The sequence below is a fragment of the Aestuariibacter salexigens DSM 15300 genome, assembly GCF_000429145.1.
Lineage (GTDB): Bacteria > Pseudomonadota > Gammaproteobacteria > Enterobacterales > Alteromonadaceae > Aestuariibacter > Aestuariibacter salexigens.
The window spans coordinates 176,630-198,108 of the sequence record NZ_AUBH01000005.1 but is presented as its reverse complement, the minus strand read 5'-3'; the positions used below and the strand labels follow the sequence as shown (position 1 = coordinate 198,108).

Here is a 21,479-nt window from a genome sequence, read left to right as displayed (position 1 = left end):
TATCCCCATCTTGCCTTCCAGACAAAGCTTTAGGCCCTCGTGGTCTCAATATGCGCCGCGGCTACAAGACAGTCCAAAGCGCGTGTATTTAACTTACTTACTTGTATTTTCAGGAGATTTGAAAATGGCAATTCGTCCTCTACACGATCGCGTGATCGTCAAGCGCGAAGATCAAGAAAGCAAATCCGCTGGCGGGATCGTTTTGACTGGCTCAGCAGCAGAAAAGTCAACTCGCGGCGAAGTCATCGCAGTGGGTAACGGCCGCGTGCTGGACAACGGCGAAGTGAAAGCCCTTGATGTGAAAGTTGGCGACACCGTTATTTTCAACGATGGCTACGGCGTGAAAACAGAAAAGCTGGATGGTGAAGAAGTACTCATCATGAGCGAAAGCGACATTCTTGCAATCGTCGAGTAATCACCCACCACTTAGGCAACGATTTAGAGGAATTTAAATAATGGCAGCAAAAGAAGTACGTTTTTCTGATGACGCCCGCAATAAAATGCTGGCTGGCGTAAACATTCTTGCAAATGCAGTGAAAGTCACACTGGGTCCAAAAGGCCGTAACGTGGTACTGGACAAGTCGTTCGGTGCACCTACCATCACTAAAGACGGTGTGTCAGTAGCCAAAGAAATCGAGCTGGAAGACAAGTTCGAGAACATGGGCGCGCAGATGGTGAAAGAAGTCGCGTCTAAGGCCAACGATGAAGCGGGTGACGGCACAACAACTGCAACCGTATTGGCGCAAAGCATCGTAACTGAAGGTCTGAAGTCTGTAGCAGCGGGTATGAACCCAATGGACCTTAAGCGTGGTATCGACAAAGCCGTTATTGCGGCTGTTGAACAGCTTAAAGCGCTGTCTGTACCTTGCGCTGACAACAAAGCGATTGCTCAGGTCGGTACGATCTCTGCGAACTCAGATTCAGAAGTGGGTGACATCATCGCCGAAGCAATGGATCGTGTCGGTACCGAAGGCGTCATCACGGTTGAAGAAGGTCAGGCGCTGCAAAACGAACTGGACGTTGTTGAAGGTATGCAGTTCGACCGTGGCTATCTGTCACCATACTTCATCAACAATCAGGAAAATGGCACAGTAGAACTGGATAGCCCGTTTATCCTGCTGGTTGACAAGAAAATTTCTAACATCCGTGAGCTTCTGCCTACTCTGGAAGCGGTCGCAAAAGCGTCTAAGCCTCTGCTAATCATTGCTGAAGATGTAGAAGGCGAAGCGTTGGCAACATTGGTTGTTAACAACATGCGCGGTATTGTGAAAGTGGCTGCGGTTAAAGCACCTGGCTTTGGTGACCGTCGTAAGGCTATGCTGCAGGACATCGCAATCCTGACTGGCGGCACGGTGATTTCTGAAGAAATCGGTCTGGAGCTGGAAAAAGCAACGCTTGAAGATCTGGGTACCGCTAAGCGTGTCGTCATCAACAAAGACAACACAACCGTTGTTGACGGTGCGGGTGAAGAAGAAGCGATTCAGGGTCGTTGCGGTCAAATCCGTGCGCAAATCGAAGAATCCACTTCAGATTACGACAAAGAAAAGCTGCAAGAACGTCTGGCTAAACTAGCTGGTGGTGTTGCGGTCATCAAAGTTGGCGCAGCGACTGAAGTTGAAATGAAAGAGAAGAAAGCGCGCGTTGAAGACGCATTGCATGCAACTCGCGCCGCAGTAGAAGAAGGCGTTGTTGCTGGTGGTGGTGTTGCTCTGGTTCGCGCTGCCGCGAAGATTGGTGAGCTGACTGGCGACAACGAAGACCAGACGCACGGCATTAAGCTGGCGCTGCGTGCGATGGAAGCGCCTCTGCGTCAAATCGCGTCTAACGCAGGTGCCGAAGCATCTGTTGTGACTAATGCGGTCAAGAATGGTGAAGGTAACTTCGGTTACAACGCAGGCAACGATACCTACGGCGACATGCTGGAAATGGGTATCCTTGACCCAACTAAAGTAACCCGTAGCGCGCTTCAGTTTGCTGCATCAGTAGCAAGTCTGATGATCACGACTGAAGCCATGGTTGCTGAAGTACCAAAAGATGACGCACCTGCAGCCCCAGACATGGGCGGCATGGGCGGCATGGGCGGCATGATGTAAGCCATCCATCAAAACGTTCTAAAAAACCCGGCCTTGTTGCCGGGTTTTTTATTGCCTGTAACCCGTGTATGGTAATTTCTTTTTCCTATTCTCGGTGCAATGCATGCAGCTATATGAGCCCAAAAGTCAGACCGGAACAGTCATCGACTTTTTTAAGCGCAACCCCGGTTTTACATTATCCGTGTCATATATGCTGCTGACACTCTGCGGTGTATTTTACAGTGACGAGTTTTATGCAGAGTTCTCAATTCCCTATCTTAAGCTGGCTGAAACCAGCGATCTGCTTATCATTGGCATTGGTGAGCCAGCGGCATTGCTGATGCTTGGCGGTGCACTTGGACTGGCGCTGATATTTGATTATGCAACCGTTTGGTCTTATCGCATCAGACAGCGCTGGCTGGATAAACCTAAATCGCTAAAAAGAAGCATCATGTTATTTCTGATGTACACACCAAAACACAAAGAAACCGTAATTATCGGTGTGTTAATCACCTACATCCTGTATGTGTTTGTCTTCGTCACGCTGTACGCCGACTGGCAAGCAAACCAGGTAAAAGAGGGTAATGGCAACATGATCATCGCTCAAAGCAACGATGCCGAGGTGAACCAAAACTTCATGCTGTTAGGCTCTACCGCTAATTATGTGTTTCTTTATGCGCAGGATGATAAAACATCAAGCATTTTGCCGATTGAAAACGTACAGGTGTTGATGCCCGTCGTTGAAGACGAGAATCAGGCACAGGACGATAAAGAAAAAATACCGCAGGCACAAAAAAGCCCCGACTAGCGGGGCTCATTCATCAATAAAAAGATTAGATACGCTCGTTCAGGATGTTTGCCAGCGGCGTATCCATAAAGCCGTTCTCAGATACCCAGGCGCGGATGGTCAGGCCGTCTGCTTCCGGGGAATTCAGCTGGCTCTTCGGCATTTTCTTAACCAGCAGCTCACCAGTCTCCAGCGCATTTGCTTTAAACGCAGTGCGGATCAAGCTCTCACCTGAACAGGTAATACCGTTGTAGTAGTCCTGTAGCTTCAATTTGAAGTCATTTTCAACAGTACGCATCTTTTTGCGTAGCTCGCCTTTGTCATTTGCCTGAACGATAGTGCAGATGTTCTGCAGTGCGTCATTGACGTCTGCCTGTGCAGTGCCTACGAAAGACGCAGATGCAGCAACAGTCAGTAAAGTAGCTTGGGCAATTTTCAACATGGTTTTCATAATCTCAACTCCAAAAAAATAGGGACAATGTGTCAACGCCGCGGATTAAATAGCAAAACTGAAAAGTGGGATATAAAAATGGTTATACAGAGGTATATTTTTTAATACCAAAAACAAATCGATTAAAAGTTGACCAAGTTTGAATTTTATACGCAACCTTTCGGGTTTATTTGTAACCAATTGAAAAATATTAGCTTTATCTCGCATTAAAAGGATGAAATGGGTGATGTCCAGTGACCTTGAACAGGTTGATGGCAAAAACGGTTTGTCTATTTTTTTTGATAAAAACTACACTTTCAGCTGTTTGACATAGGCTTTTTTATTTTTATGCTGCAATTGATTCTGCTTCGACATGGCAAATCTGACTGGCGCGAACCTCTGCCGGATCGACTTCGACCTTTAAAAAGGCGAGGCAAGCTGGCAGCGAGCGAAGCGGGTCACTATTTGCTGCAGTCGGAACATACGCCAACCACTGTTATCAGCTCGCCAGCCACCCGTGCTATTGAAACCGCTCGCCTCTGCATGATTGCAATCAAGATGTCTGAGTCTGAGCCTGACATCAATGAAAGCTTGTATATGGGGAGCGTGGCACAGCATTTGTCTGCGCTGGCGCAGGTAACCGTTAGTCATTGGCCAGTAATGATGGTGGGACATAATCCTGCCTTAGACGAACTGCTGGACTATCTGATTGCTGACAGCTTGCCCTATCGCTCGGATGGCAAACTGATGACCACAGCAGCGCTGGCCCGTATTGCGCTGCCAAGAAAGTGGCAGGAAAACCCTCGCGGGGCAGGACAGCTACTTGAGCTGCGCCGCCCGACGAGGAACAGTTAGGTAAGTCTACAGTTCGATGTGAGGCTCAGCACCAAGTCCAGGACCATACACAATGGCGTTGAGCATCAGACGATTGGTACCGCGCGCGGATCCTCTAAAGTTTGGCTGACCTGAAAACAGGATAATTTGTCCCTGGCCTATCGCTTCACGAGTAAGGTAGGCCGTATTGGCAATGCGCTGGGCGCTTTCCGGCCATATTAATCCACTCATGCGCACATTCAGCGTCTGCCCTTCTGGTAAAGAGAACCAGCTGGTTGCCTGCTTTTTGTCATCATTGTCTGACTGCTTTGGCAGTGGCTGATAGACACCGGCACGCACCACTGCTTCACTCTCTGAGCCAGACATCAACAGTGGTTGATTACTGTATAAAAGAGGCAAGACTTTTGGTGTGCCAATGGTTAGCCAGTGCTCCTGGTCAGTTCGTCCGGACACCATTGCACCGCTGGGCATAAATAAACGCAGCCATTTGTCGCGACGCTCCAGCTCGTCTTTGCTGGGGGCTTTCGGTAAGCCATCCCATGGAAAGCTGAAATCGCTTGCCAGAGTATGTGACATCACCTGTTGTCTGTTCAATTGGTCAGACATGGCCAGCCACTCACGTCGCAGCGCGATATCGTAATCCAGCGCGTCGTCAAAACTGTTTTCAATGGTTCTGACTTTACTTATTCCCTCTTTTTGTGCCAGCCCGGCAGCACTTCGCCCATGTGCGATCAACGTGCCTCCTGCTTCGACCCATTTGCGCAGGTTAGTCTGCTGTGGTTTATCGAGACTCTCCCAGCCATGAGGAAGGATTAGCACATTATAGCGACGCAAATCGGCCCAGTTCAGGCGACTGACATCAAGCTGACTGTGACGAATACCAAGGTGAGCATCCAGACTCCACCAGGTTGCTCCTACGTCGTAGCTGGAGAACCGACCGTGACTGATGATGGCAACCTGGGGTCTCTCCAGAATACGGAAATGACGACCACCCCAGTCTGGCAATTCGCCTTCACCAAAACCGCTTGCCACCGCGTAAAGCGAGATATTCAATTCGTCAGCCGTCATCTTTGCCGTATCAGCCAGCGCACTCTTGCCAGGATTATCAGTAACCGTGACCATGATCGAGCCCCGGTTAAAGGTGTTACCGTTCAGTACAGATTGCTTGTCAATCAGGCGCACTTCAACGCCGCGCTCCATCATTCGGGCGGCAAACGCCAATGAGCGATCGTCGTGTCCGTCGACCGCCCAGGCAATAGCATTATCCATTAGCTGATGGCTGGCGACCGGAGGTGTATAGGCGGTCAGGTCTTTAGTCATATGCTGATTGACAGTCACGCTCGGTAAACCGTACATCATGGTCAGGTTCCACGCGGTCGTATCGTACATAATCGACGAGCCGTCACGCAGGGTTTTCTGTCTTTCCTCAAGCAGTACGTCATCCAGCACGCCAGCATCAAACTCCAGAATCGCTGCGATCAATGGTGCTTCAGGCTGACGATTGGGCACGACTATACTGCCGGCAGGAATGACGATGTCCTCACGAGTCTGCCCCAAATGATCAACGGCTTCGTCTACCTTAATGTCCTTTTCTGCAACAAACACCTCAATATCCTGTGCCAGCAAGCGTTCTACTAATGCCTGCGTACGACCATGATTATCATTGGCCAAAATAACAAAGGTACGATTGGCAAATTTGCCTCTTGAAGCGATGTTTTGTTTGCGGCCCTGCCAAAAATCGCGATACATCTCTTTGCTATGTGTAGCCAACGATTGCAGGTTTGCCAGGGTAGAAACAAACTGATGGTGCACCGATTCCATGTAAGTTTGTACCGTGCCTTCCGGGCGGCGGACACCGTCTTCTGCCATGCGTGATTGTTCATACAGGATATGCATGGTGCCGCGGTACTCGGCATAGTTCGAATACCCGGGATACCAGTTCTCGAACCATTCACCGGTGTAGTATCGCCATCCGCGCGCATCAAATGCAGCTGCTTGTTCGCGAGCAAAGACTTTGGCCCATTTCTGCAAGTCGGGGTCAATGTTGTCATTTAATGGTTGACGGGGTGGTCCCATCAGATAGGTATCCTGGGCGCCCATTTCATGCCCATCAATCATCAGCTGTGGGCGCCATTGATTGATCAGAGCTACCCGCCCCACCGTCTCTGGCTGGGTGAGGTAGAAAAAGTCGCGATTCAAATCAAAGAAGTAATGATTGGTTCTGCCATAGGGCCAATCGCCCCGATGTAACAGAGACTGATCGTCTACATTTGGAGCAGTACCACGATATTGTTCTAACGACTTGGCAAAACGCGCTCGCCCATCTGGGTTCATCATCGGGTCGATGACGATAACCATATCGTCAATGAGCTTTGCGACCTCGTCGTCCTGGCTTGCTATCAAATGATAAATGGCGGTCAGGGCTGCGTCTGCACCCGACGTTTCGTTGCCATGTATTGAGTAAGCCATCCATGCTACGGCAGGCAGGCTCTCGATGAGCTGATTAGCTTGGCTATCTGAGGTATTGCGTGGGTCAGCAAGACGGCCGATGTCACTTTTGATCTGCTCTAAACGGCCAAGGTTGTCTGGTGTGGATATAAATACCGCATGCAAGGGGCGACCCTCATGGCTGCGCGCGTACTCGACAACCTGCAGGCGGTTTGATTGTTCTGCCCAGGTTGCCAGCGCAGCATGAATTTGGTCGGGCGTCGCGACACGTGCGCCAACCGGGAAACCGAGGATGTTATCCGGATGCGTGATGGCGCTGTCGTAATTGTCGAGGAGTAATGTGCCCTGATATTCAAGATCCGGAGACTGAACCGGAGACATCAATACCGCCGCATGAACAGACGGTATAGCAAGGCTCACTAGCAATATAAGCCGGCGGGTTATCTGAAGCATAGATGCTTTCCTTTTGTGATTATTTTTCTGTGACACAATGCAATGTGGCATATTTAGCTCGCCAGGCCAAATATTAGCAGCTGTGCTGTAATAGCAAAGGGCATTCAGTCAGCAAAAACGCAGAGAGGTCTAATTGGCGCACCGTAAGCCCGGATTTGTGATTGACCGCATACGTAACATCATTGTGGTGGAAACGTATGGTATTTGGGATATTCCGACCGACTATGAGTACCTGTCCGCACTGGCAGAAACCATGAATCTGATGAGAGGAAATCCCTGGTACGTATTCGTTGACATGCGCGAATGGGTGGTGCCTGATGCAATCAGCCAGTCACCCTTTAAAAGCGATGTGGTACTCACTCGTTCCAATCAAATGTCGGAATGCTGGTTAGTTGCTGAACCCGCTCAAGGTGAGCATATTGCGCCATTTTTTGAAAAGGCGCGTGTCCCATTGATTCGCACTACGACGGTTGAAGGGGTTGATGAGTGGCTTACAAAGCATTCCTTGCCTGTCACTGCAGAGCTGCTCTTGGGTAGTCTTTACATTGCCAAACATTAGCATTTATTTGCTGCGAAACTTTCTCACATCACTATACTATCGCCGTTATTAATCACTGCTGTAATCAACTGTGGAGGCTGCACCGTTGAAAGATACCTCTGACTGGACAATTCAAGACGCTGAAAAATTGTATGGCGTATCGCGCTGGGGCGCTGGCTATTTTGAAATTGGCGAGAATGGCAATCTGCACGTTATGCCAGATTTTAAGAACCCTGACGTTCGCATTGACTTTAAAGCGGTATTGGATGAAATCATTCACGAAGGTATTCAGCTGCCTGTCGTGGTGCGGTTCCACGATATTCTGCGCTCTCAGGTAGCCAACCTGAACGAGTTATTCCAGTCGACCATTAAAGAAGCGGATTACCAGGCTTCATACATGGGCGTGTACCCCGTCAAAGTTAACCAGATGAGAGAGGTAGTCGAAGAGATCGTCGACGCTGGCACTGATTATAACTTTGGGCTGGAAGCGGGCTCCAAAGCAGAGCTGCTGACAGTACTTGCACATAACACCAATGAAGAATCGCTGACTATCCTTAATGGATACAAAGATACTGAGTTTATGCAGCTGGCGCTATTGGGTCGCAAGCTGGGTCGCAAAATTATTGTTGTAGTAGAAAAATTCTCTGAACTGCTCGCTGTCGTCAAGCAGGCCAAGCAGCTACAAGTCGAACCTTTAATTGGCTTACGTTCTAAGATGACAGTCAAAGGTCGTGGCAAATGGGAAAGTTCAGGCGGCGACAGAGCAAAATTTGGTTTGACCATCAGTGAAATCATCAATGCTGCCCGCTATCTGCGTGAGCATGACATGGACCATTGCCTGAAACTGTTGCATTTTCATATAGGCAGCCAGCTTACCGATATCCGTGCTGTCAAAGAGGCCGTCTCTGAAGGTGCACGTATTTACGCAGAGCTGCACCGCATGGGCTTTGAACTGGAGTACGTTGATGTCGGCGGTGGTCTGGGTATCGATTATGATGGCACCAAGTCAACCAGTGATTCATCGCGTAACTACAACATGGCCGAATACGTGGCGGATGTTGTATACGGTATGAAGGAAATGTGTGACCTGGAAGGCGTGCCGCATCCCAATCTGGTCAGTGAGAGTGGAAGGGCACTGACTGCTCACCATAGCTGCGTAATCACCGAGATTGTCGGTGAAATCAAGGCAAATTCATCACAGGTTGATACTCGGCAGATTGATGGTGAGCATGTCCTGGTACGCAATATCAGAGCGCTTTATGACAGTTTGCAAAGCGGCGGCGAGTCGAATCTACAGGAAGTTTTCAACGATGCATCGCAATGGAAAGAGCAGGCCACCGACGCATTTAAACTGCGCGTCATCAGTCTTGATGAACTGGGTAAAATCGAAACCCTGTACTGGCAGATAATGACCATTTTGCAGCAGCACTATGCTGGCGCTGATTTTGTACCGGAAGAATTACAGGAACTCGATTACAACCTGTCATCCCAATACCTGTGCAATTTTTCCGTATTTCAGTCTGCGGCGGATACCTGGGCAATCGATCAGGTACTACCCGTGGTGCCATTAACAAGAATGGATGAAAAACCCACGGTTAACTGTTCTTTGGTTGATATTACCTGTGACAGTGATGGCAAGATTGACAGCTTCGTCTGTGGTCAGGGCGTATCTGACGTGCTGCCGCTTCACGAAATTAAAGCGGGAGAACCCTACTACATCGGTATGTTCCTGACCGGTGCGTATCAGGATGTAATGGGGGACATGCATAACCTGTTCGGGCGCTTAAATGAAGTGCACGTATTCAGTTATGATGATGATCCCCAGGATTTCTATATCGAAGAGGTGGTGCACGGCTCATCGGTCGAAAGTGTGCTGGATATTATGCAGTACAACCCCGCCGCGATGGCCCGGGATATGAAGCGCATGATCGACGCGCAAATCTCAAAAGGCACCATGCGCCCTCGAGAAGCAGTTAAGTGGACTGATTTTTACGAAGATTGCCTGCGCGGCTATACCTATTTAAAAATCTAAGGGTAATGCTGCGTTTTTGTACAAAAAACGTTATTTGAGCAAACTGGTTAAATATGTAACGATCGCAGCGTATGTCTGAAGCAGTCGTTATTACACACATTCGCGAGCGCAACGGTTCTCTTAAGGTGACCGTGCAGGATGCCATTTTTATTGCAGAGTTTTCTGGGGCCTGTACGCTGCGTATCGCTAAAGCCTTTCATCAGTCTGTCACTGATGCTCAGCCTCATTTGCCGAATGATGGCTGGGCATACTTAAGTTCCTCACAGGATTATGTGGCCGCACTACCGGAAGTTGAGCAGATTTATGCAGACACCTATCGTCTGTGCACTCATTACGGCTGCTTGATAGAAGCGTATTGCATGCCCTCAAAAGTCGGACTTGCACAGGTTGATAAAGCCCGTCGCGCGTGTGGAGTAACCTCACCAATAGAAAAACTGGCATTCAACAGTATTGACGATGCTAAATACTATTTGGTTTCTACGCTGGCACACATAAAAGAAAAGCGAAAGTTAAAGCAGTCTGATCACGCAGAGGGTTAGCTCAGTAAGTTTTCACTTCGATTCTGTCGCGGCCATTTTGTTTTGCAGCATACAAAGCATCGTCACACAGATTAATCGCGTCATCCAGGCTGCGGTCAAGTTCTACCAAACCTGCACTGACGGTGATCTTGAATGGTTGCTCGGCCTCACAATGAACCCGCTCTTTGATGGCTTGCTGTATCCGTTGCAATACATTGGCCGATTCAGATAGTGGCGAATAGGCTAAAAAAAGCAAAAATTCTTCACCACCCCAGCGACAGACAATATCTTCGCGCCGACACTGCCTGCGCAGTTCATCCGCCACTTCTATCAACACACGATCGCCAACTGTATGGCCGAGTCTGTCATTCACTTTTTTGAAGTGATCGATGTCAATTAAACAAATACTGCCAATAAAGCGCGCGTTGTTATGGGCCTGATAGCGGGATTTCATGATGTGGTAGAAAAAGCGACGATTACGTAATCCAGTCAGTGGATCAGTGGAAGAGTGATGCTTTTCCACTTTCAACTGCTTATTCAGTGACGCAAATTTCATCGTCAGCTCTTTAAACCGGAATACCGCACTGTTCTGATTACTGGATATGCGCAACATAATCCATTCAGGTACCCCGGTAGTGGAATGTTTCACGCCAGTACAGGATATGTGTAACCATTGTTGATTACCGGAAATGTCCAGGATGGCTTTGCCTTTTACCGTGCTATCCTGAATAAGTGCCAGTTGCAGCCAGTTATAGAGCTTATGTTTCTTTTGCCACGGGAGGTCGCCTATGTGCTGCAGTGCGCTATAGCCGAGTTGCAGGTATCGTCTGGCCGCTCGATTGACAGTTAAGACTTCGCCGCCTCTGCGGCATAACAATGCAGGTTCAGACAGTGCCTCAACAATATCCGTGAAGCCAGGAACGGCGAGATCACTCTGTGTCGCTGACATGTTCAAAATATTCTCGTGAGTCAGCAGGTACTTCCTTTGTATGTTGCAAGTGAACAATGATCTTACAGCCGCCATCACCTTTAGCAATGGTTTCCGGCAGGCTGATCCGTGCATAACCGAGATTATCAGCGACAATCCGACCAAACACGTTGGAGGTCATCATGCATAATGAGCTTTTGCCAACCACGCTTTCGCCAAAAGGACAGGCGCTGTTGGTCAACTCAAGTCGGTCTGCAGACAGGTGTGTGACCTCAAAGGCGCCGCCTATACGAGCCTTAAGATCAACCAGGATGTCGGCGACTTGCTCAATACTCAAATGGTCTTCGTTGTGCAAAGCATGATGATACTGCGCGTTTATGTCCTGACCGATAGTTGTTCCAACGATGCTAATAAAGCCAGAGGCTTCCTCCACGCCAACCACGTCTTCAAGCGTAGAGCCTAGTTCCATCACCAGCTTTTTAAAAAATGACGGCTGATCGTGGTCTAGGTTGAGATTTTTAATCGGGATCCGCTGCATAGATGCGTTGTATACCAAAGTATGAGGCGACTTCTTATTGTAGTCATAACGCAGCTAATCAGATTTTATTTACACGTATAACTGCGCATACGCCCGTATAATGTAAGGCTAGTTACTGGTACTTGTCGCAGCGTTGGCCAGTTGCCGACGTTCAACCTGACGAAAATAACGGTGCCAGAATTGCGCCGTAATGGTGTTGATAAGGTTGGATTCGGCATTCATCAGTAGCGCGAAACCAGCATCATGCTCAGGCGCGACAGCAACATCAGCACGATATCCTTTGACCCAGCCGCCATGGTAATACAGGGGCTTGCCATCGAAATCATACAAGCGCCAACCAAGGCCATAGTGTGCATCTTTCAGATAGGCTTTCCAGCCTCTTCTGTTTAATTCACGTTTGGTCTTGACCTGTGGCGTGGTGACCTGCTGGATAACGTCAGGACTAACCACCTGAGGGTAGCGGCCTAACAAGGCGTCAATCCAGATAGCCATGTCTGTGATACTGGCGTTTACCCCGGCAGCCGGCGAAAAGCGATAGTAGTCACTCTCAACCATTCCCTCGCGCCACTTATTGCGAGCAATGGCAATGTGAGGCCGTGCCCAGTTTTCAGATGCCAGTAACGCCCCTTTGCCGACGCTGGCTGTTGGCATATTGAGTGGTTGCAGTAATTGTTCGGTAAGCTGCCTGTGATACGACGTATTCTGTGCTGAAAAATACTGTTCCAGCACGCCAAACAAAGCATTCTGATAGGTGTAACACTGTCCGGGCTGACATAAAGGCTGTAGGTCAGCAAGCTGATTTAATACGCGTTTGACGGAGTAATTTGCTTCAATAAGATTGTCATAGGCATTCGGCATGTAGCCGCTGGACTGCCCTATCACGTGACGTAAGCGCATTGGTTTGTCAACGGGGCCAAAGCGATAATCAGGCACGAGCTGTGTGAGCGATGTTTCCCAGTCTACTTGCTTATTTTCCACCATTTTAGCCATCAGGATAGCCGTAAATGTTTTAGATACGGATGCCAGACGAAACAGGGTAAGCTCGTCGATATTCGCGCCGCCCTGATGCGTTTTTCCCCAGGTAACAATCTGTACAGGGTTATCTCCATCAATCATTAACATAGCGAAGCCAGGCACATTGTATTTGCGAGCAGACTGTGTGAACTCGGCAGCGAAGTCATTAAACCAAGCCCGCGATGCTGCAGCGGCATAGGTGTTTGGTGCGGCGGAAAAAAGTAGCGCCACGCTAAGCAGCAACAGAGTAAATCGTAAGAACTTCATGCAATTTATCGTTTTTGTTTTGGGGATGTTGGCTATGTCGTCGTTGAGTGCTGCTTATTGTCCGGTTATTCGTGCTGAATAGCAAACTGCAGGTAAGACTGTGAGGTTAACAGCGAGTTCCGATTTCAGCGCACTTTTTTCATCAACTACAGTAAACTGGCTGACATGTTTCACTGACTTTATTTATGTATGAGCGAGCAATACCGGCAGGCCAGATTAAGTCGCGATCCGCGTTTTGACGGACAGTTTTTTATTGCTGTCAAAACCACCGGTATATTTTGCCGTCCAGTTTGCCCAGCCGCGCCGCCTCTTGAAAATAATGTTGAGTATTATGCACTTGCACATCAGGCTATGCAGGCTGGCTATCGCCCGTGCTTACGCTGTCGCCCGGATAGTGCACCAGAATCGCCGGCCTGGCGGGGCGTAGATACCACCGTTGAACGTGGTCTCAGATTGCTGACAGACAATCCTGAGCAGAATATTAAGAAGATTGCTGACAGACTTGGTATTACCGACCGCTACTTTCGCGCGTTGCTGCAGCGGCACATTGGTGTCAGCCCTAAACAATATCGTCTGTTCGAACAGCTCTTATTTGCCAAACAGCTGCTGCATCAGGGACAACTGAGTGTAGAGCAGGTTGCGCAGGCTAGTGGCTTTACAAGCGCGCGAAGACTGCAAACACACATGAAGTCAATCACCGGTCTTACGCCGTCGCAAATACGCAAGCGGAAGCGTAACGTTAATGGACAGCATATCAGGGTCACACTACCCTTTCGACCGCCGTACGCGTGGCCGTTTATCAGAGACTTCCTCGCACGGCGCATGGTGAAGCAAGTAGAGCAGGTGACTGACAACAGCTATGCCAGACATGTCACGTTTGGAGAGGTGCGTGGATGGTTCAGGGCTACTTTTGATGATCAGCGATGCTACTTCGATGTAGAGATTGAGCTGGATGACATTCGCATGCTTAAGCCCTTGCTAACGAAAATTCGACGAATTTTGGATTTGCAGTGCGATCCCATACTTATTCAGAGTGCGCTGCTGTCTGCCGGAGTCGCGTCACAGGATATATTACATGGGCTTCGTATTCCTGGTGTTTGGGATACCTTTGAAGCAGGCTGTCGGGCCATTCTAGGGCAGCAGGTGTCTGTTAAAGCAGCGCATCAGCTTCTGAATACACTGGTAATGCATGTTGGCAGGCGTGAGAATGACAGACGCTACTTTCCAACGCCACAGCAGGTCGCTGACGCGCCGTTACAAGAGCTCAAGATGCCTGACAGTCGCAGGCAAACCTTACGACACTTTGCCCAGCATATGGCCGCTCATGCTGATGCGGCTTCGCCGCAAGACTGGCTGCAACTTAAGGGAATAGGTCCCTGGACCGTTGCATATATGCAATTACGGGGTGAGTCCGCGCCGGACATATGGCTGGAGTCGGATCTGGTGATTAAAAAACAGATAGATAAGCATCGGGTAACTGCACAGCGCGCCGCGCCCTGGCGAAGCTATCTAACCTTACAGCTTTGGAGTATGGCATGACAACCAGGCCGGTATGTGAAACCTATCGCGAATGCATTTATTCACCACTGGGTAACATTGCGATCAGGGCGACGAATGAGTTTATTCAAGGTATTGAATTTACGGATGATCCCATTCATTCGGACGGCGGTAATTCATTAACCAATTTTGCCAGTCAGCAGCTGACAGACTACTTTGACGGGCGCTTGCTATGTTTCGATTTGCCTCTTGCACCGCAGGGTACGGCATTTCAAAAAAGAGTATGGCAGGCATTGCAGAACATTCCGTTTGGGCATACTGCAAGCTATCGGGATATTGCGGTTGCACTGCAAAACCCCAACGCCGTGCGAGCAGTCGGGGCAGCAAATGGTCGTAATCCTATTGCCATTGTGATCCCCTGTCATCGCATCATTGGCGCTGACGGCAGTCTGACCGGATATGCGAGTGGGTTGGCACGCAAAAAAGCACTACTCGAACTTGAACATCATCAACGGAGCTTAGCACTTTGAAACCGATTTTCGCCGCTGAACTTATCCTACTGGCGGCCATATGGGGCGCATCCTTCCTGTTTATGCGCGGTGCGGTGATGGAGATGGGGGAGTTCGTATTGGTTGAAGTGCGCACCCTGATCGCAGCCTTGATGCTTATACCTCTACTGGTAAAGTTACGTTTAACAAAGGTGTTTTACGCGCATTGGAAACCTATCTTTATCGTAGGCTTAGTGAATACGGCGATTCCGTTTTGCCTGTTTGCCTACGCGATGCGGTTTTTAGATGCGGGCTTCACGTCTATCCTGAACGCCACTGCACCCATGTTCGGGGTCTTAGTGGCGTGGTTATATCTACATGAAAAGCTGACTTGGAAAGCGGTCATCGGCTTATTGCTGGGCTTTTCTGGTGTGTGCATTCTGAGTCTTGAAAAAAATGCCCTGACCGGCACCTGGCAGTTGCTACCTATTGCCAGTGCGCTGGGTGCGACATTTTTTTATGGGGTGGGGGCAAGCTACACGAAAAAGCATCTCACCGGCGTTCCATCCATGGTGGTTGCCTCAGGCAGCCAACTTTTTGCAGCGATAGCGCTACTGCCAACTGCTATTTTATACTGGCCTGCGTCAGACATTACGATACATGCATGGTCCAACGCCGCCGCACTGGGCGTTTTCGGAACTGGCTTTGCCTACATTCTCTACTTCCATTTAATTACCAATATCGGCGCGGGCAACGCCATGACGGTGGCGTATCTGGTGCCGGTATTTGGCGTGTTCTGGAGTGTACTTTTTGTTGGAGAAGTCATTACTCCGGGCATCGCGTTGGGCGCGACAATTGTGCTAATCGGCGTGGCGCTCAGTACCGGGATGATTTCACGTCGGCAAAAAACAGCTCAGCAATGAGCATTAAGGACTGTCCAGCAGTTGCGTACGCACCAGATTACAGCCATCGCGCTTCGCCCGATATACCGCCTCGTCTGCCCGGGCGACCAGATCCTGCATCGTTCGTGACGTAGACGTAAACGAGACACCGAAGCTGCATGTAATGCGCAGCGCCGGATGGGTGCTACTGGCCTGCATGGAGGCAATGCCGGTTCGCAATCGCTGCGCCATTTCATATGCATCATGAGGCCCAATGTCCGGCAGCAAAATAACAAATTCTTCACTGTTCCAGCGCCCCATATAGGCTTGTATTGGCAGCTTTTCCTGTAAATATCCAGCAACTTTGCGTAGCACCTCGTCACCGGTGGCTTCGTCGTAGGTTTGGTTTACGCTGGCCAGATGATCGATGTCGACTAACATAACACTGATGCTGTTGTGCTCCTGCATGAGTTCATTGTAGCGAATTTGCATGGCGTTACGATTTGCCAACAACGTCAGCGGGTTAAACTCCTGCTCATCGCGGACCCGTTGCTTGAAGTAATACAATAAATTATAGATAAGTAGGAATAACGCGAAAATGACGACCAATAACACCACGACACTGAAGATAAACGCGCGGCTGATTTGTGCCTGACGATGTTCCAGAGGGGTAAGCAGATATAACGTCCAGTTGAATGGATCAATGTTCATTTCAGCAATCAGGTATTCACTGCCACTGTAGTTGACTAGCAAATTATTCAAGGACGACTGCTGCTTCTGCTCATCAGAGAGCGCCTGATACCAGCTTAAGTCCTGCATGTTACGAAATTGCGCCTGACTGGCGACCAGCTCAGGCTCGGATGTGAGCATGATGTCGCCATCCGGATTGACGAAGAAAAAGTCATAACCGAACTGCTTTTTATAGTCATCAAAGATTTGCAAAAAGCTTTCCAGACTTTTGCCAACACCGAAAAAACCAACAAAGCGACCGGCATCGTCATAAATTTTCAGATCGATATAAAAGTGGGTATTTTCCCATTTTCCTATATCAGCAAAAGCATCCGTATCGACATCGCGAAACGTGAAATACCAGGAGATCTCGCCGCGCACCAGTTCATGGGTCGTACCGTCTGAGTTGTATTGACGTCGTGCCACGTCGCTGGCGATGAAAAACTTCATATCAAATTCTTGATTGAGCCTGCTGAGCATAGTGAACATCTGTGTCTCATCTGGCTCAGGTTCGCTCATCAATTCGATAAGCTCTCGTGATTTGGCTAACGTCTGTGCAATATGCAGGGGTTCAAATAGCTGCTCAACGATCAATGAGAAGGCTGGAGAAAGAGATTGCTGCTGCTCCCGGCTCTGTTCAGCAACAATTTTCGACATGCTGAAATGGACAAGCGTAACGATCGACACCACTACGATAATAAACAATGAAAGAATCGATCGATGCAGCGTTTTGAACAGATTCACGTCTTCATTTCCCTAATGACGAAGTAGGATAAAACCCTCATTACTGCACCATGATTACACACTTATGCTGTGTTCGTAATAGTCTTGCATAAGTTTATTTTCGTTCACAGTTGTCTGAATTCACCGCTTCTATACAATACAGCCAATAATGACTTTCAGGACGAAATATGAGCTTTTCTGTAGTTATCCTCGCGGCCGGCAAGGGCACGCGCATGAAATCATCGCTACCAAAAGTACTTCACCCGATTGGTGGCAAACCCATGGTTCAGCGCATCATCGATACGGTGCGAGAGCTTGGCGCTGATAATGTACATCTGATTTATGGTCACGGCGCAGACCAGCTAAAGCAGGCGTTGGCAAATGAGTCGGTCAACTGGTGCCTGCAGGAGCAGCAGCTTGGTACCGGGCATGCTGTGCAGCAGGCCGTACCCGAAATAAATGACAATGAAGACGTGCTGATTCTGGTGGGTGATGCTCCGCTGATTCAGGCACAGACATTACAGCAGCTCATGCAGGTCAAGCAGCAGTCTGATTTGGCATTGTTGACGGTGCACCTCGATGACCCCACCGGGATGGGACGTATTGTGCGTCAGGGCGATAATGTGGTGGCAATTGTTGAGCACAAAGATGCCACTGATGAGCAGCGTCAGATAACTGAAATCAACACCGGTATGATGATGATGGCAGGGGCTGATTTGAAACGCTGGCTGGGTGCACTCGATAATAATAACGCACAGGGCGAGTTTTATCTGACCGACGTCATCGCAATGGCTGCTACCGAAGGTAAAGTCATCAAAGCCTCGCATCCTGAATCCGCTATTGAAGTCGAGGGCATTAACAATCGTAAGCAGTTAGCCGCGATTGAACGCGCTTTTCAACGCCGTCAGGCTGACGCATTGATGATGCAAGGGGTAACGATGATGGACCCTGCCCGAGTTGATGTGCGTGGAGAGGTCAGCGTCGGTGAAGATGTTGTCTTTGATGTTAACGTGATTATTGAAGGAAAGGTGTCGATTGGTAGCAATGTAACCATTGGCGCAAACTGTATTTTACGTAACTGTGTCATCGCAGACGGCGCACAAATCGAGGCTAACTCGTTGATTGAAGACGCCGAGGTCGGTCCACACTGTACCGTCGGTCCATACGCTCGCCTGCGTCCCGGTGCAGTGATGCATGAAGGGGCCAAGGTCGGCAACTTTGTTGAAATGAAAAAGACCGTATTGGGCAAAGGCTCCAAAGCTAACCACCTGACCTACCTGGGCGATACCATAGTGGGTGAAGGCGCAAACATCGGCGCGGGTACAATAACCTGCAACTATGACGGCGTGAATAAATTTAAAACTGAAATAGGTGACGGTGCGTTTATCGGCTCAAACAGTGCGCTGGTTGCACCTACGAAAATTGGCAAAAATGCGACGGTTGGAGCCGGATCGACGGTCACAAAAGATGTCGCCGATGAGGAACTCGCCATTGCCCGTGGTAAGCAGCGAAATATTCAGGGATGGCAGCGACCACAGAAAAAGAGCTGAAAACAGGACTGTCCAAAAGCCGCATACCGCGGCTTTTATTTTACGACTTTAATTTCGTTGTGAAACTAAGAAGTTGCGTTTCGAATAATAAAGGGTATTATCTCGTTTCTTTTTGAAAAGACAGCCTGACTTTTAATGTATAAACGTGACACCCAATCTCGTCGACAAGCCATAGTTGACCTCCTGGAAGTACAGGGGCAGGTGGATGTCGATGAGCTGGTGGCAAAATTCGGCACCTCTGCAGTCACGATAAGAAAAGATCTCAGCGAATTGGAATCTCAATCGCTGTTGGTCAGGCGTTTTGGCGGCGCGGTAAAAGCCTCTCCAGCCAAGCCTGATGAAACAAATACACAAGACAACCCCTTTAAATTGGCGCTCAGCCGATTGGCTGCTGGATTGGTCAAAGACAGCAGCAGGATCGTGATCGACAGTGGTAGCACGACGTCTAGCCTGATTCCGCATCTTGCTGATAAATCTAATCTTGTGGTGATGACCAACTCCCTTCAGGTTGCGCAAACACTTCTCGCTCAGGAATCGGGTCATAAGTTATTGATGACGGGGGGAACCTGGGACGCGCAATCCTCTTCGTTGCAGGGCAATCTGGCGCAACAGATGTTAAAGGCCTACAGTTTTGATCAAGCGTTTGTTGGTGCCGCCGGACTGGATTTGCAGTTGGGCACGAAAACTTACAATGAATTGACCAGCCTGTCACAAACGATGGCACAAGTATCAGATCAGGTTATTGTGCTTGCCGAATCGACTAAGTTGCAGCATCGTATTCCGAATGTTGAATTGCCATGGTCTGACGTGACAACACTGGTCACTGATGAACGAATTAGCGTTGAAGCTAAACAAATGATAGAGGCACATGGTGTAACCGTGCTATGTGCCACGTTAAATGGAGACTAAACCATGTGTGGTATTGTGGGTGCCGTTGCCGAGCGTAACGTTGTAGAAATTTTACTTGAAGGACTCAAACGTCTTGAATATCGCGGCTATGACTCGGCTGGCGTAGCGCTGCTTGATAGTGATGGCAATCTGACCCGTTTACGTCGCACCGGTAAAGTGCAGGAACTGGCGGACGCCGTGGCTAACGAGAGCGCACTTGGCGCAACCGGCATTGCACATACTCGCTGGGCCACCCACGGTGGCGTGACGGAAGCCAATGCCCACCCACATTTTTCCAGTGACCGTATTGCGGTGGTGCATAATGGCATCATTGAAAACTATCTGGAATTACGCAAGCAGCTTGATAATGCGGGCTATACCTTCACCTCCGATACAGATACTGAAACGATTGCGCATCAGGTACATGAAGAACTGAAAAGCAGCGATGATCTTCTCAGCGCTGTGCAAAAAGCAGTGAAGAAATTTCATGGTGCCTATGGCACGGTGGTGATGGATAGAGAAGACCCGAGCCGGGTTGTCGTTGCTCGCTCGGGCTCGCCGCTTGTGATTGGACTGGGTCTGGGTGAGAACTTTATTGCCTCTGATCAGCTTGCTTTGTTGCCAGTGACGCGCCGCTTTATTTTCCTGGAAGAAGGCGATGTAGCGGAAATCACCCGACGCACTGTCAAAATTGTCGATATTGATGGTAACCCTGTAGAGCGCGACATTGTTGACTCCGTTGTTGAACATGACGCCGGCGACAAAGGTGGTTATCGCCACTACATGCTCAAGGAAATCCATGAGCAACCTACGGTGGTGCGTAATGCATTAAAAGGACGTTTACTGGACAATGGGCTGGCTGAAGGCATTTTTGGACAGGGCGCCGATGAGCTGTTGGCAAAAGTGCAACATGTACAGATTATCGCCTGTGGTACCAGCTACCATGCAGGTATGACAGCGCGCTACTGGCTTGAACAGTACGCTAACGTGTCCTGCAACGTGGAAATTGCCTCTGAATTCCGCTACCGAAAATCGTTTGTTCAGCCCAACAGCCTGTTGGTCACCATCTCACAATCAGGTGAAACCGCGGATACCCTGGCGGCGCTGCGTCTGGCAAAAGAACTCGGCTATATGGGCAGTCTAACCGTGTGTAACGTGCCTGGCTCGTCACTGGTTCGCGAGTCTGACTTAGCCTTCATGACCAAAGCCGGCGCTGAAATCGGTGTTGCATCGACTAAAGCCTTTACGACTCAGCTGACAGCATTCTTAATGCTGACGCTAGCACTGGGTCAACACAACGGTCTTAGTGAAGAAGACGGTAAGTCCATTATCTCTGCTCTGCAAAGTCTGCCGGCGAAGCTGGAAGAAACCTTATTGTTGAGCGAAGGTATTGAAGATCTGGCTGAAGAATTCGCCGACAAGCATCACAGCCTGTTCCTCGGACGTGGTGACCAGTATCCGATTGCCATGGAAGGGGCGTTGAAATTAAAGGAGATCTCATACATTCACGCTGAGGCTTATGCATCAGGCGAACTGAAGCACGGGCCGCTGGCGCTGATCGATGATGAGATGCCAGTAATCGTAGTGGCACCTAACAATGAACTTTTGGAGAAGCTTAAGTCCAACGTTGAGGAAGTCCGTGCCCGTGGTGGCATCATGTATGTATTCGCCGATAAGCAGGCTAACTTCCAGAGTGATGAGACCATGCGCGTTATTAACGTGCCACACTGTGAAGCGCCTATTGCGCCCATCATTTACACAGTCCCTTTGCAGCTGCTTAGCTATTACGTGGCGCTGATCAAGGGTACCGACGTTGACCAGCCTCGTAATTTGGCCAAATCAGTGACAGTAGAGTAAGCGCTCA

19 protein-coding genes are annotated in these 21,479 nt (G+C 49.3%); 13 read left to right on the top strand and 6 right to left on the bottom strand.

Going from position 1 to position 21,479, the window contains the following annotated elements; genetic code table 11:
- The first annotated feature begins 124 nt into the window (after positions 1–124).
- The 3 genes from G441_RS0109720 to G441_RS0109710 all read left to right on the top strand — a co-directional run bounded on the left by G441_RS0109720 (position 125) and on the right by G441_RS0109710 (position 2,880).
- Positions 125–415 carry a co-chaperone GroES gene (locus G441_RS0109720; RefSeq protein WP_026376179.1) on the top strand — a complete coding sequence of 97 codons (291 nt, stop codon included), beginning with the start codon at positions 125–127 and terminating at the stop codon, positions 413–415.
- A gap of 40 nt (positions 416–455) precedes the next feature.
- Positions 456–2,093: a chaperonin GroEL gene (gene groL, locus G441_RS0109715; RefSeq protein WP_026376178.1), complete on the top strand. Its 1,638-nt coding sequence runs from the start codon at positions 456–458 to the stop codon at positions 2,091–2,093.
- Positions 2,094–2,196: 103 nt separating this feature from the next.
- Positions 2,197–2,880, top strand: a complete 684-nt coding sequence (locus G441_RS0109710) for a hypothetical protein (RefSeq protein ID WP_026376177.1) — start codon at positions 2,197–2,199, stop codon at positions 2,878–2,880.
- 25 nt (positions 2,881–2,905) lie between these two features.
- Here G441_RS0109710 and G441_RS0109705 read toward each other — a convergent pair whose 3' ends face one another.
- Complete coding sequence (locus G441_RS0109705; RefSeq protein ID WP_026376176.1) at positions 2,906–3,301, bottom strand: DUF3718 domain-containing protein; 396 nt, start codon at positions 3,299–3,301, stop codon at positions 2,906–2,908.
- A 336-nt stretch (positions 3,302–3,637) separates the two neighbouring features.
- Here G441_RS0109705 and G441_RS0109690 point away from each other — a divergent pair, with 336 nt between their 5' ends.
- The gene (locus G441_RS0109690; protein ID WP_026376175.1) at positions 3,638–4,144 is read left to right on the top strand and encodes a SixA phosphatase family protein; all 507 of its coding nucleotides are present in this window, start codon (positions 3,638–3,640) and stop codon (positions 4,142–4,144) included.
- Between the two features lie 6 nt (positions 4,145–4,150).
- Here the strand turns inward: G441_RS0109690 and G441_RS0109685 are convergent, their stop codons facing one another.
- Positions 4,151–7,024 carry a M14 family metallopeptidase gene (locus G441_RS0109685; protein WP_026376174.1) on the bottom strand — a complete coding sequence of 958 codons (2,874 nt, stop codon included), beginning with the start codon at positions 7,022–7,024 and terminating at the stop codon, positions 4,151–4,153.
- Between the two features lie 133 nt (positions 7,025–7,157).
- Between G441_RS0109685 and G441_RS18375 the strand changes: the two genes are divergently transcribed.
- The 3 genes from G441_RS18375 to G441_RS0109670 all read left to right on the top strand — a co-directional run bounded on the left by G441_RS18375 (position 7,158) and on the right by G441_RS0109670 (position 10,133).
- Complete coding sequence (locus tag G441_RS18375) at positions 7,158–7,583, top strand: hypothetical protein (protein WP_051275464.1); 426 nt, start codon at positions 7,158–7,160, stop codon at positions 7,581–7,583.
- A gap of 85 nt (positions 7,584–7,668) precedes the next feature.
- The gene (gene speA, locus G441_RS0109675; RefSeq protein ID WP_026376173.1) at positions 7,669–9,594 is read left to right on the top strand and encodes a biosynthetic arginine decarboxylase; all 1,926 of its coding nucleotides are present in this window, start codon (positions 7,669–7,671) and stop codon (positions 9,592–9,594) included.
- 71 nt (positions 9,595–9,665) lie between these two features.
- Positions 9,666–10,133 (top strand): hypothetical protein, encoded by a 468-nt coding sequence (locus G441_RS0109670; protein WP_026376172.1) that lies wholly within the window; start codon positions 9,666–9,668, stop codon positions 10,131–10,133.
- 1 nt (position 10,134) lies between these two features.
- On the opposite strand, the gene G441_RS19290 is transcribed toward G441_RS0109670, so the two are convergent.
- The 3 genes from G441_RS19290 to G441_RS0109655 form a co-directional block, all read right to left on the bottom strand.
- On the bottom strand, positions 10,135–11,061 hold the full coding sequence (locus tag G441_RS19290) for a GGDEF domain-containing protein (protein WP_051275463.1): 927 nt from the start codon (positions 11,059–11,061) through the stop codon (positions 10,135–10,137).
- Entirely contained in the window at positions 11,042–11,578 is a 537-nt protein-coding gene (locus tag G441_RS0109660) for a methanogen output domain 1-containing protein (RefSeq protein ID WP_034474785.1), read from the bottom strand. Before G441_RS0109660 ends, G441_RS19290 begins: the two co-directional genes overlap by 20 nt.
- Positions 11,579–11,686: 108 nt before the next feature.
- Positions 11,687–12,859: a serine hydrolase domain-containing protein gene (locus G441_RS0109655; RefSeq protein WP_026376170.1), complete on the bottom strand. Its 1,173-nt coding sequence runs from the start codon at positions 12,857–12,859 to the stop codon at positions 11,687–11,689.
- A 189-nt stretch (positions 12,860–13,048) separates the two neighbouring features.
- Between G441_RS0109655 and G441_RS0109650 the strand changes: the two genes are divergently transcribed.
- Genes G441_RS0109650 through G441_RS0109640 form a run of 3 tightly spaced genes read left to right on the top strand, consistent with a single transcriptional unit; the run spans position 13,049 to position 15,767 of the window.
- Entirely contained in the window at positions 13,049–14,398 is a 1,350-nt protein-coding gene (locus G441_RS0109650) for an AlkA N-terminal domain-containing protein (RefSeq protein ID WP_026376169.1), read from the top strand.
- Entirely contained in the window at positions 14,395–14,886 is a 492-nt protein-coding gene (locus tag G441_RS0109645; protein ID WP_026376168.1) for a methylated-DNA--[protein]-cysteine S-methyltransferase, read from the top strand. The genes G441_RS0109650 and G441_RS0109645 overlap by 4 nt, the downstream gene beginning before the upstream one ends.
- Entirely contained in the window at positions 14,883–15,767 is an 885-nt protein-coding gene (locus tag G441_RS0109640; RefSeq protein ID WP_026376167.1) for a DMT family transporter, read from the top strand. Before G441_RS0109645 ends, G441_RS0109640 begins: the two co-directional genes overlap by 4 nt.
- Before the next feature lie 3 nt (positions 15,768–15,770).
- On the opposite strand, the gene G441_RS0109635 is transcribed toward G441_RS0109640, so the two are convergent.
- Entirely contained in the window at positions 15,771–17,198 is a 1,428-nt protein-coding gene (locus G441_RS0109635) for a sensor domain-containing diguanylate cyclase (protein ID WP_026376166.1), read from the bottom strand.
- Between the two features lie 167 nt (positions 17,199–17,365).
- Between G441_RS0109635 and glmU the strand changes: the two genes are divergently transcribed.
- The 3 genes from glmU to glmS all read left to right on the top strand — a co-directional run bounded on the left by glmU (position 17,366) and on the right by glmS (position 21,472).
- The gene (gene glmU / locus G441_RS0109630; RefSeq protein ID WP_026376165.1) at positions 17,366–18,727 is read left to right on the top strand and encodes a bifunctional UDP-N-acetylglucosamine diphosphorylase/glucosamine-1-phosphate N-acetyltransferase GlmU; all 1,362 of its coding nucleotides are present in this window, start codon (positions 17,366–17,368) and stop codon (positions 18,725–18,727) included.
- Between the two features lie 135 nt (positions 18,728–18,862).
- Positions 18,863–19,636 (top strand): DeoR/GlpR family DNA-binding transcription regulator, encoded by a 774-nt coding sequence (locus G441_RS0109625; protein ID WP_026376164.1) that lies wholly within the window; start codon positions 18,863–18,865, stop codon positions 19,634–19,636.
- Between the two features lie 3 nt (positions 19,637–19,639).
- On the top strand, positions 19,640–21,472 hold the full coding sequence (gene glmS / locus G441_RS0109620) for a glutamine--fructose-6-phosphate transaminase (isomerizing) (RefSeq protein WP_026376163.1): 1,833 nt from the start codon (positions 19,640–19,642) through the stop codon (positions 21,470–21,472).
- Positions 21,473–21,479: the final 7 nt, after the last annotated feature.

Excerpts from the sequence above, each read along its gene's own strand:
- G441_RS0109720 (WP_026376179.1), top strand. The coding sequence starts at position 125 with ATGGCAATTCGTCCTCTACACGATCGCGTGATCGTCAAGCGCGAAGAT.
- groL (WP_026376178.1), top strand. The coding sequence starts at position 456 with ATGGCAGCAAAAGAAGTACGTTTTTCTGATGACGCCCGCAATAAAATG.
- G441_RS0109710 (WP_026376177.1), top strand. The coding sequence starts at position 2,197 with ATGCAGCTATATGAGCCCAAAAGTCAGACCGGAACAGTCATCGACTTT.
- G441_RS0109705 (WP_026376176.1), bottom strand. The coding sequence starts at position 3,301 with ATGTTGAAAATTGCCCAAGCTACTTTACTGACTGTTGCTGCATCTGCG.
- G441_RS0109690 (WP_026376175.1), top strand. The coding sequence starts at position 3,638 with ATGCTGCAATTGATTCTGCTTCGACATGGCAAATCTGACTGGCGCGAA.
- G441_RS0109685 (WP_026376174.1), bottom strand. The coding sequence starts at position 7,024 with ATGCTTCAGATAACCCGCCGGCTTATATTGCTAGTGAGCCTTGCTATA.
- G441_RS0109670 (WP_026376172.1), top strand. The coding sequence starts at position 9,666 with ATGTCTGAAGCAGTCGTTATTACACACATTCGCGAGCGCAACGGTTCT.
- G441_RS19290 (WP_051275463.1), bottom strand. The coding sequence starts at position 11,061 with ATGTCAGCGACACAGAGTGATCTCGCCGTTCCTGGCTTCACGGATATT.
- G441_RS0109660 (WP_034474785.1), bottom strand. The coding sequence starts at position 11,578 with ATGCAGCGGATCCCGATTAAAAATCTCAACCTAGACCACGATCAGCCG.
- G441_RS0109655 (WP_026376170.1), bottom strand. The coding sequence starts at position 12,859 with ATGAAGTTCTTACGATTTACTCTGTTGCTGCTTAGCGTGGCGCTACTT.
- G441_RS0109650 (WP_026376169.1), top strand. The coding sequence starts at position 13,049 with ATGAGCGAGCAATACCGGCAGGCCAGATTAAGTCGCGATCCGCGTTTT.
- G441_RS0109645 (WP_026376168.1), top strand. The coding sequence starts at position 14,395 with ATGACAACCAGGCCGGTATGTGAAACCTATCGCGAATGCATTTATTCA.
- glmU (WP_026376165.1), top strand. The coding sequence starts at position 17,366 with ATGAGCTTTTCTGTAGTTATCCTCGCGGCCGGCAAGGGCACGCGCATG.
- G441_RS0109625 (WP_026376164.1), top strand. The coding sequence starts at position 18,863 with ATGTATAAACGTGACACCCAATCTCGTCGACAAGCCATAGTTGACCTC.
- glmS (WP_026376163.1), top strand. The coding sequence starts at position 19,640 with ATGTGTGGTATTGTGGGTGCCGTTGCCGAGCGTAACGTTGTAGAAATT.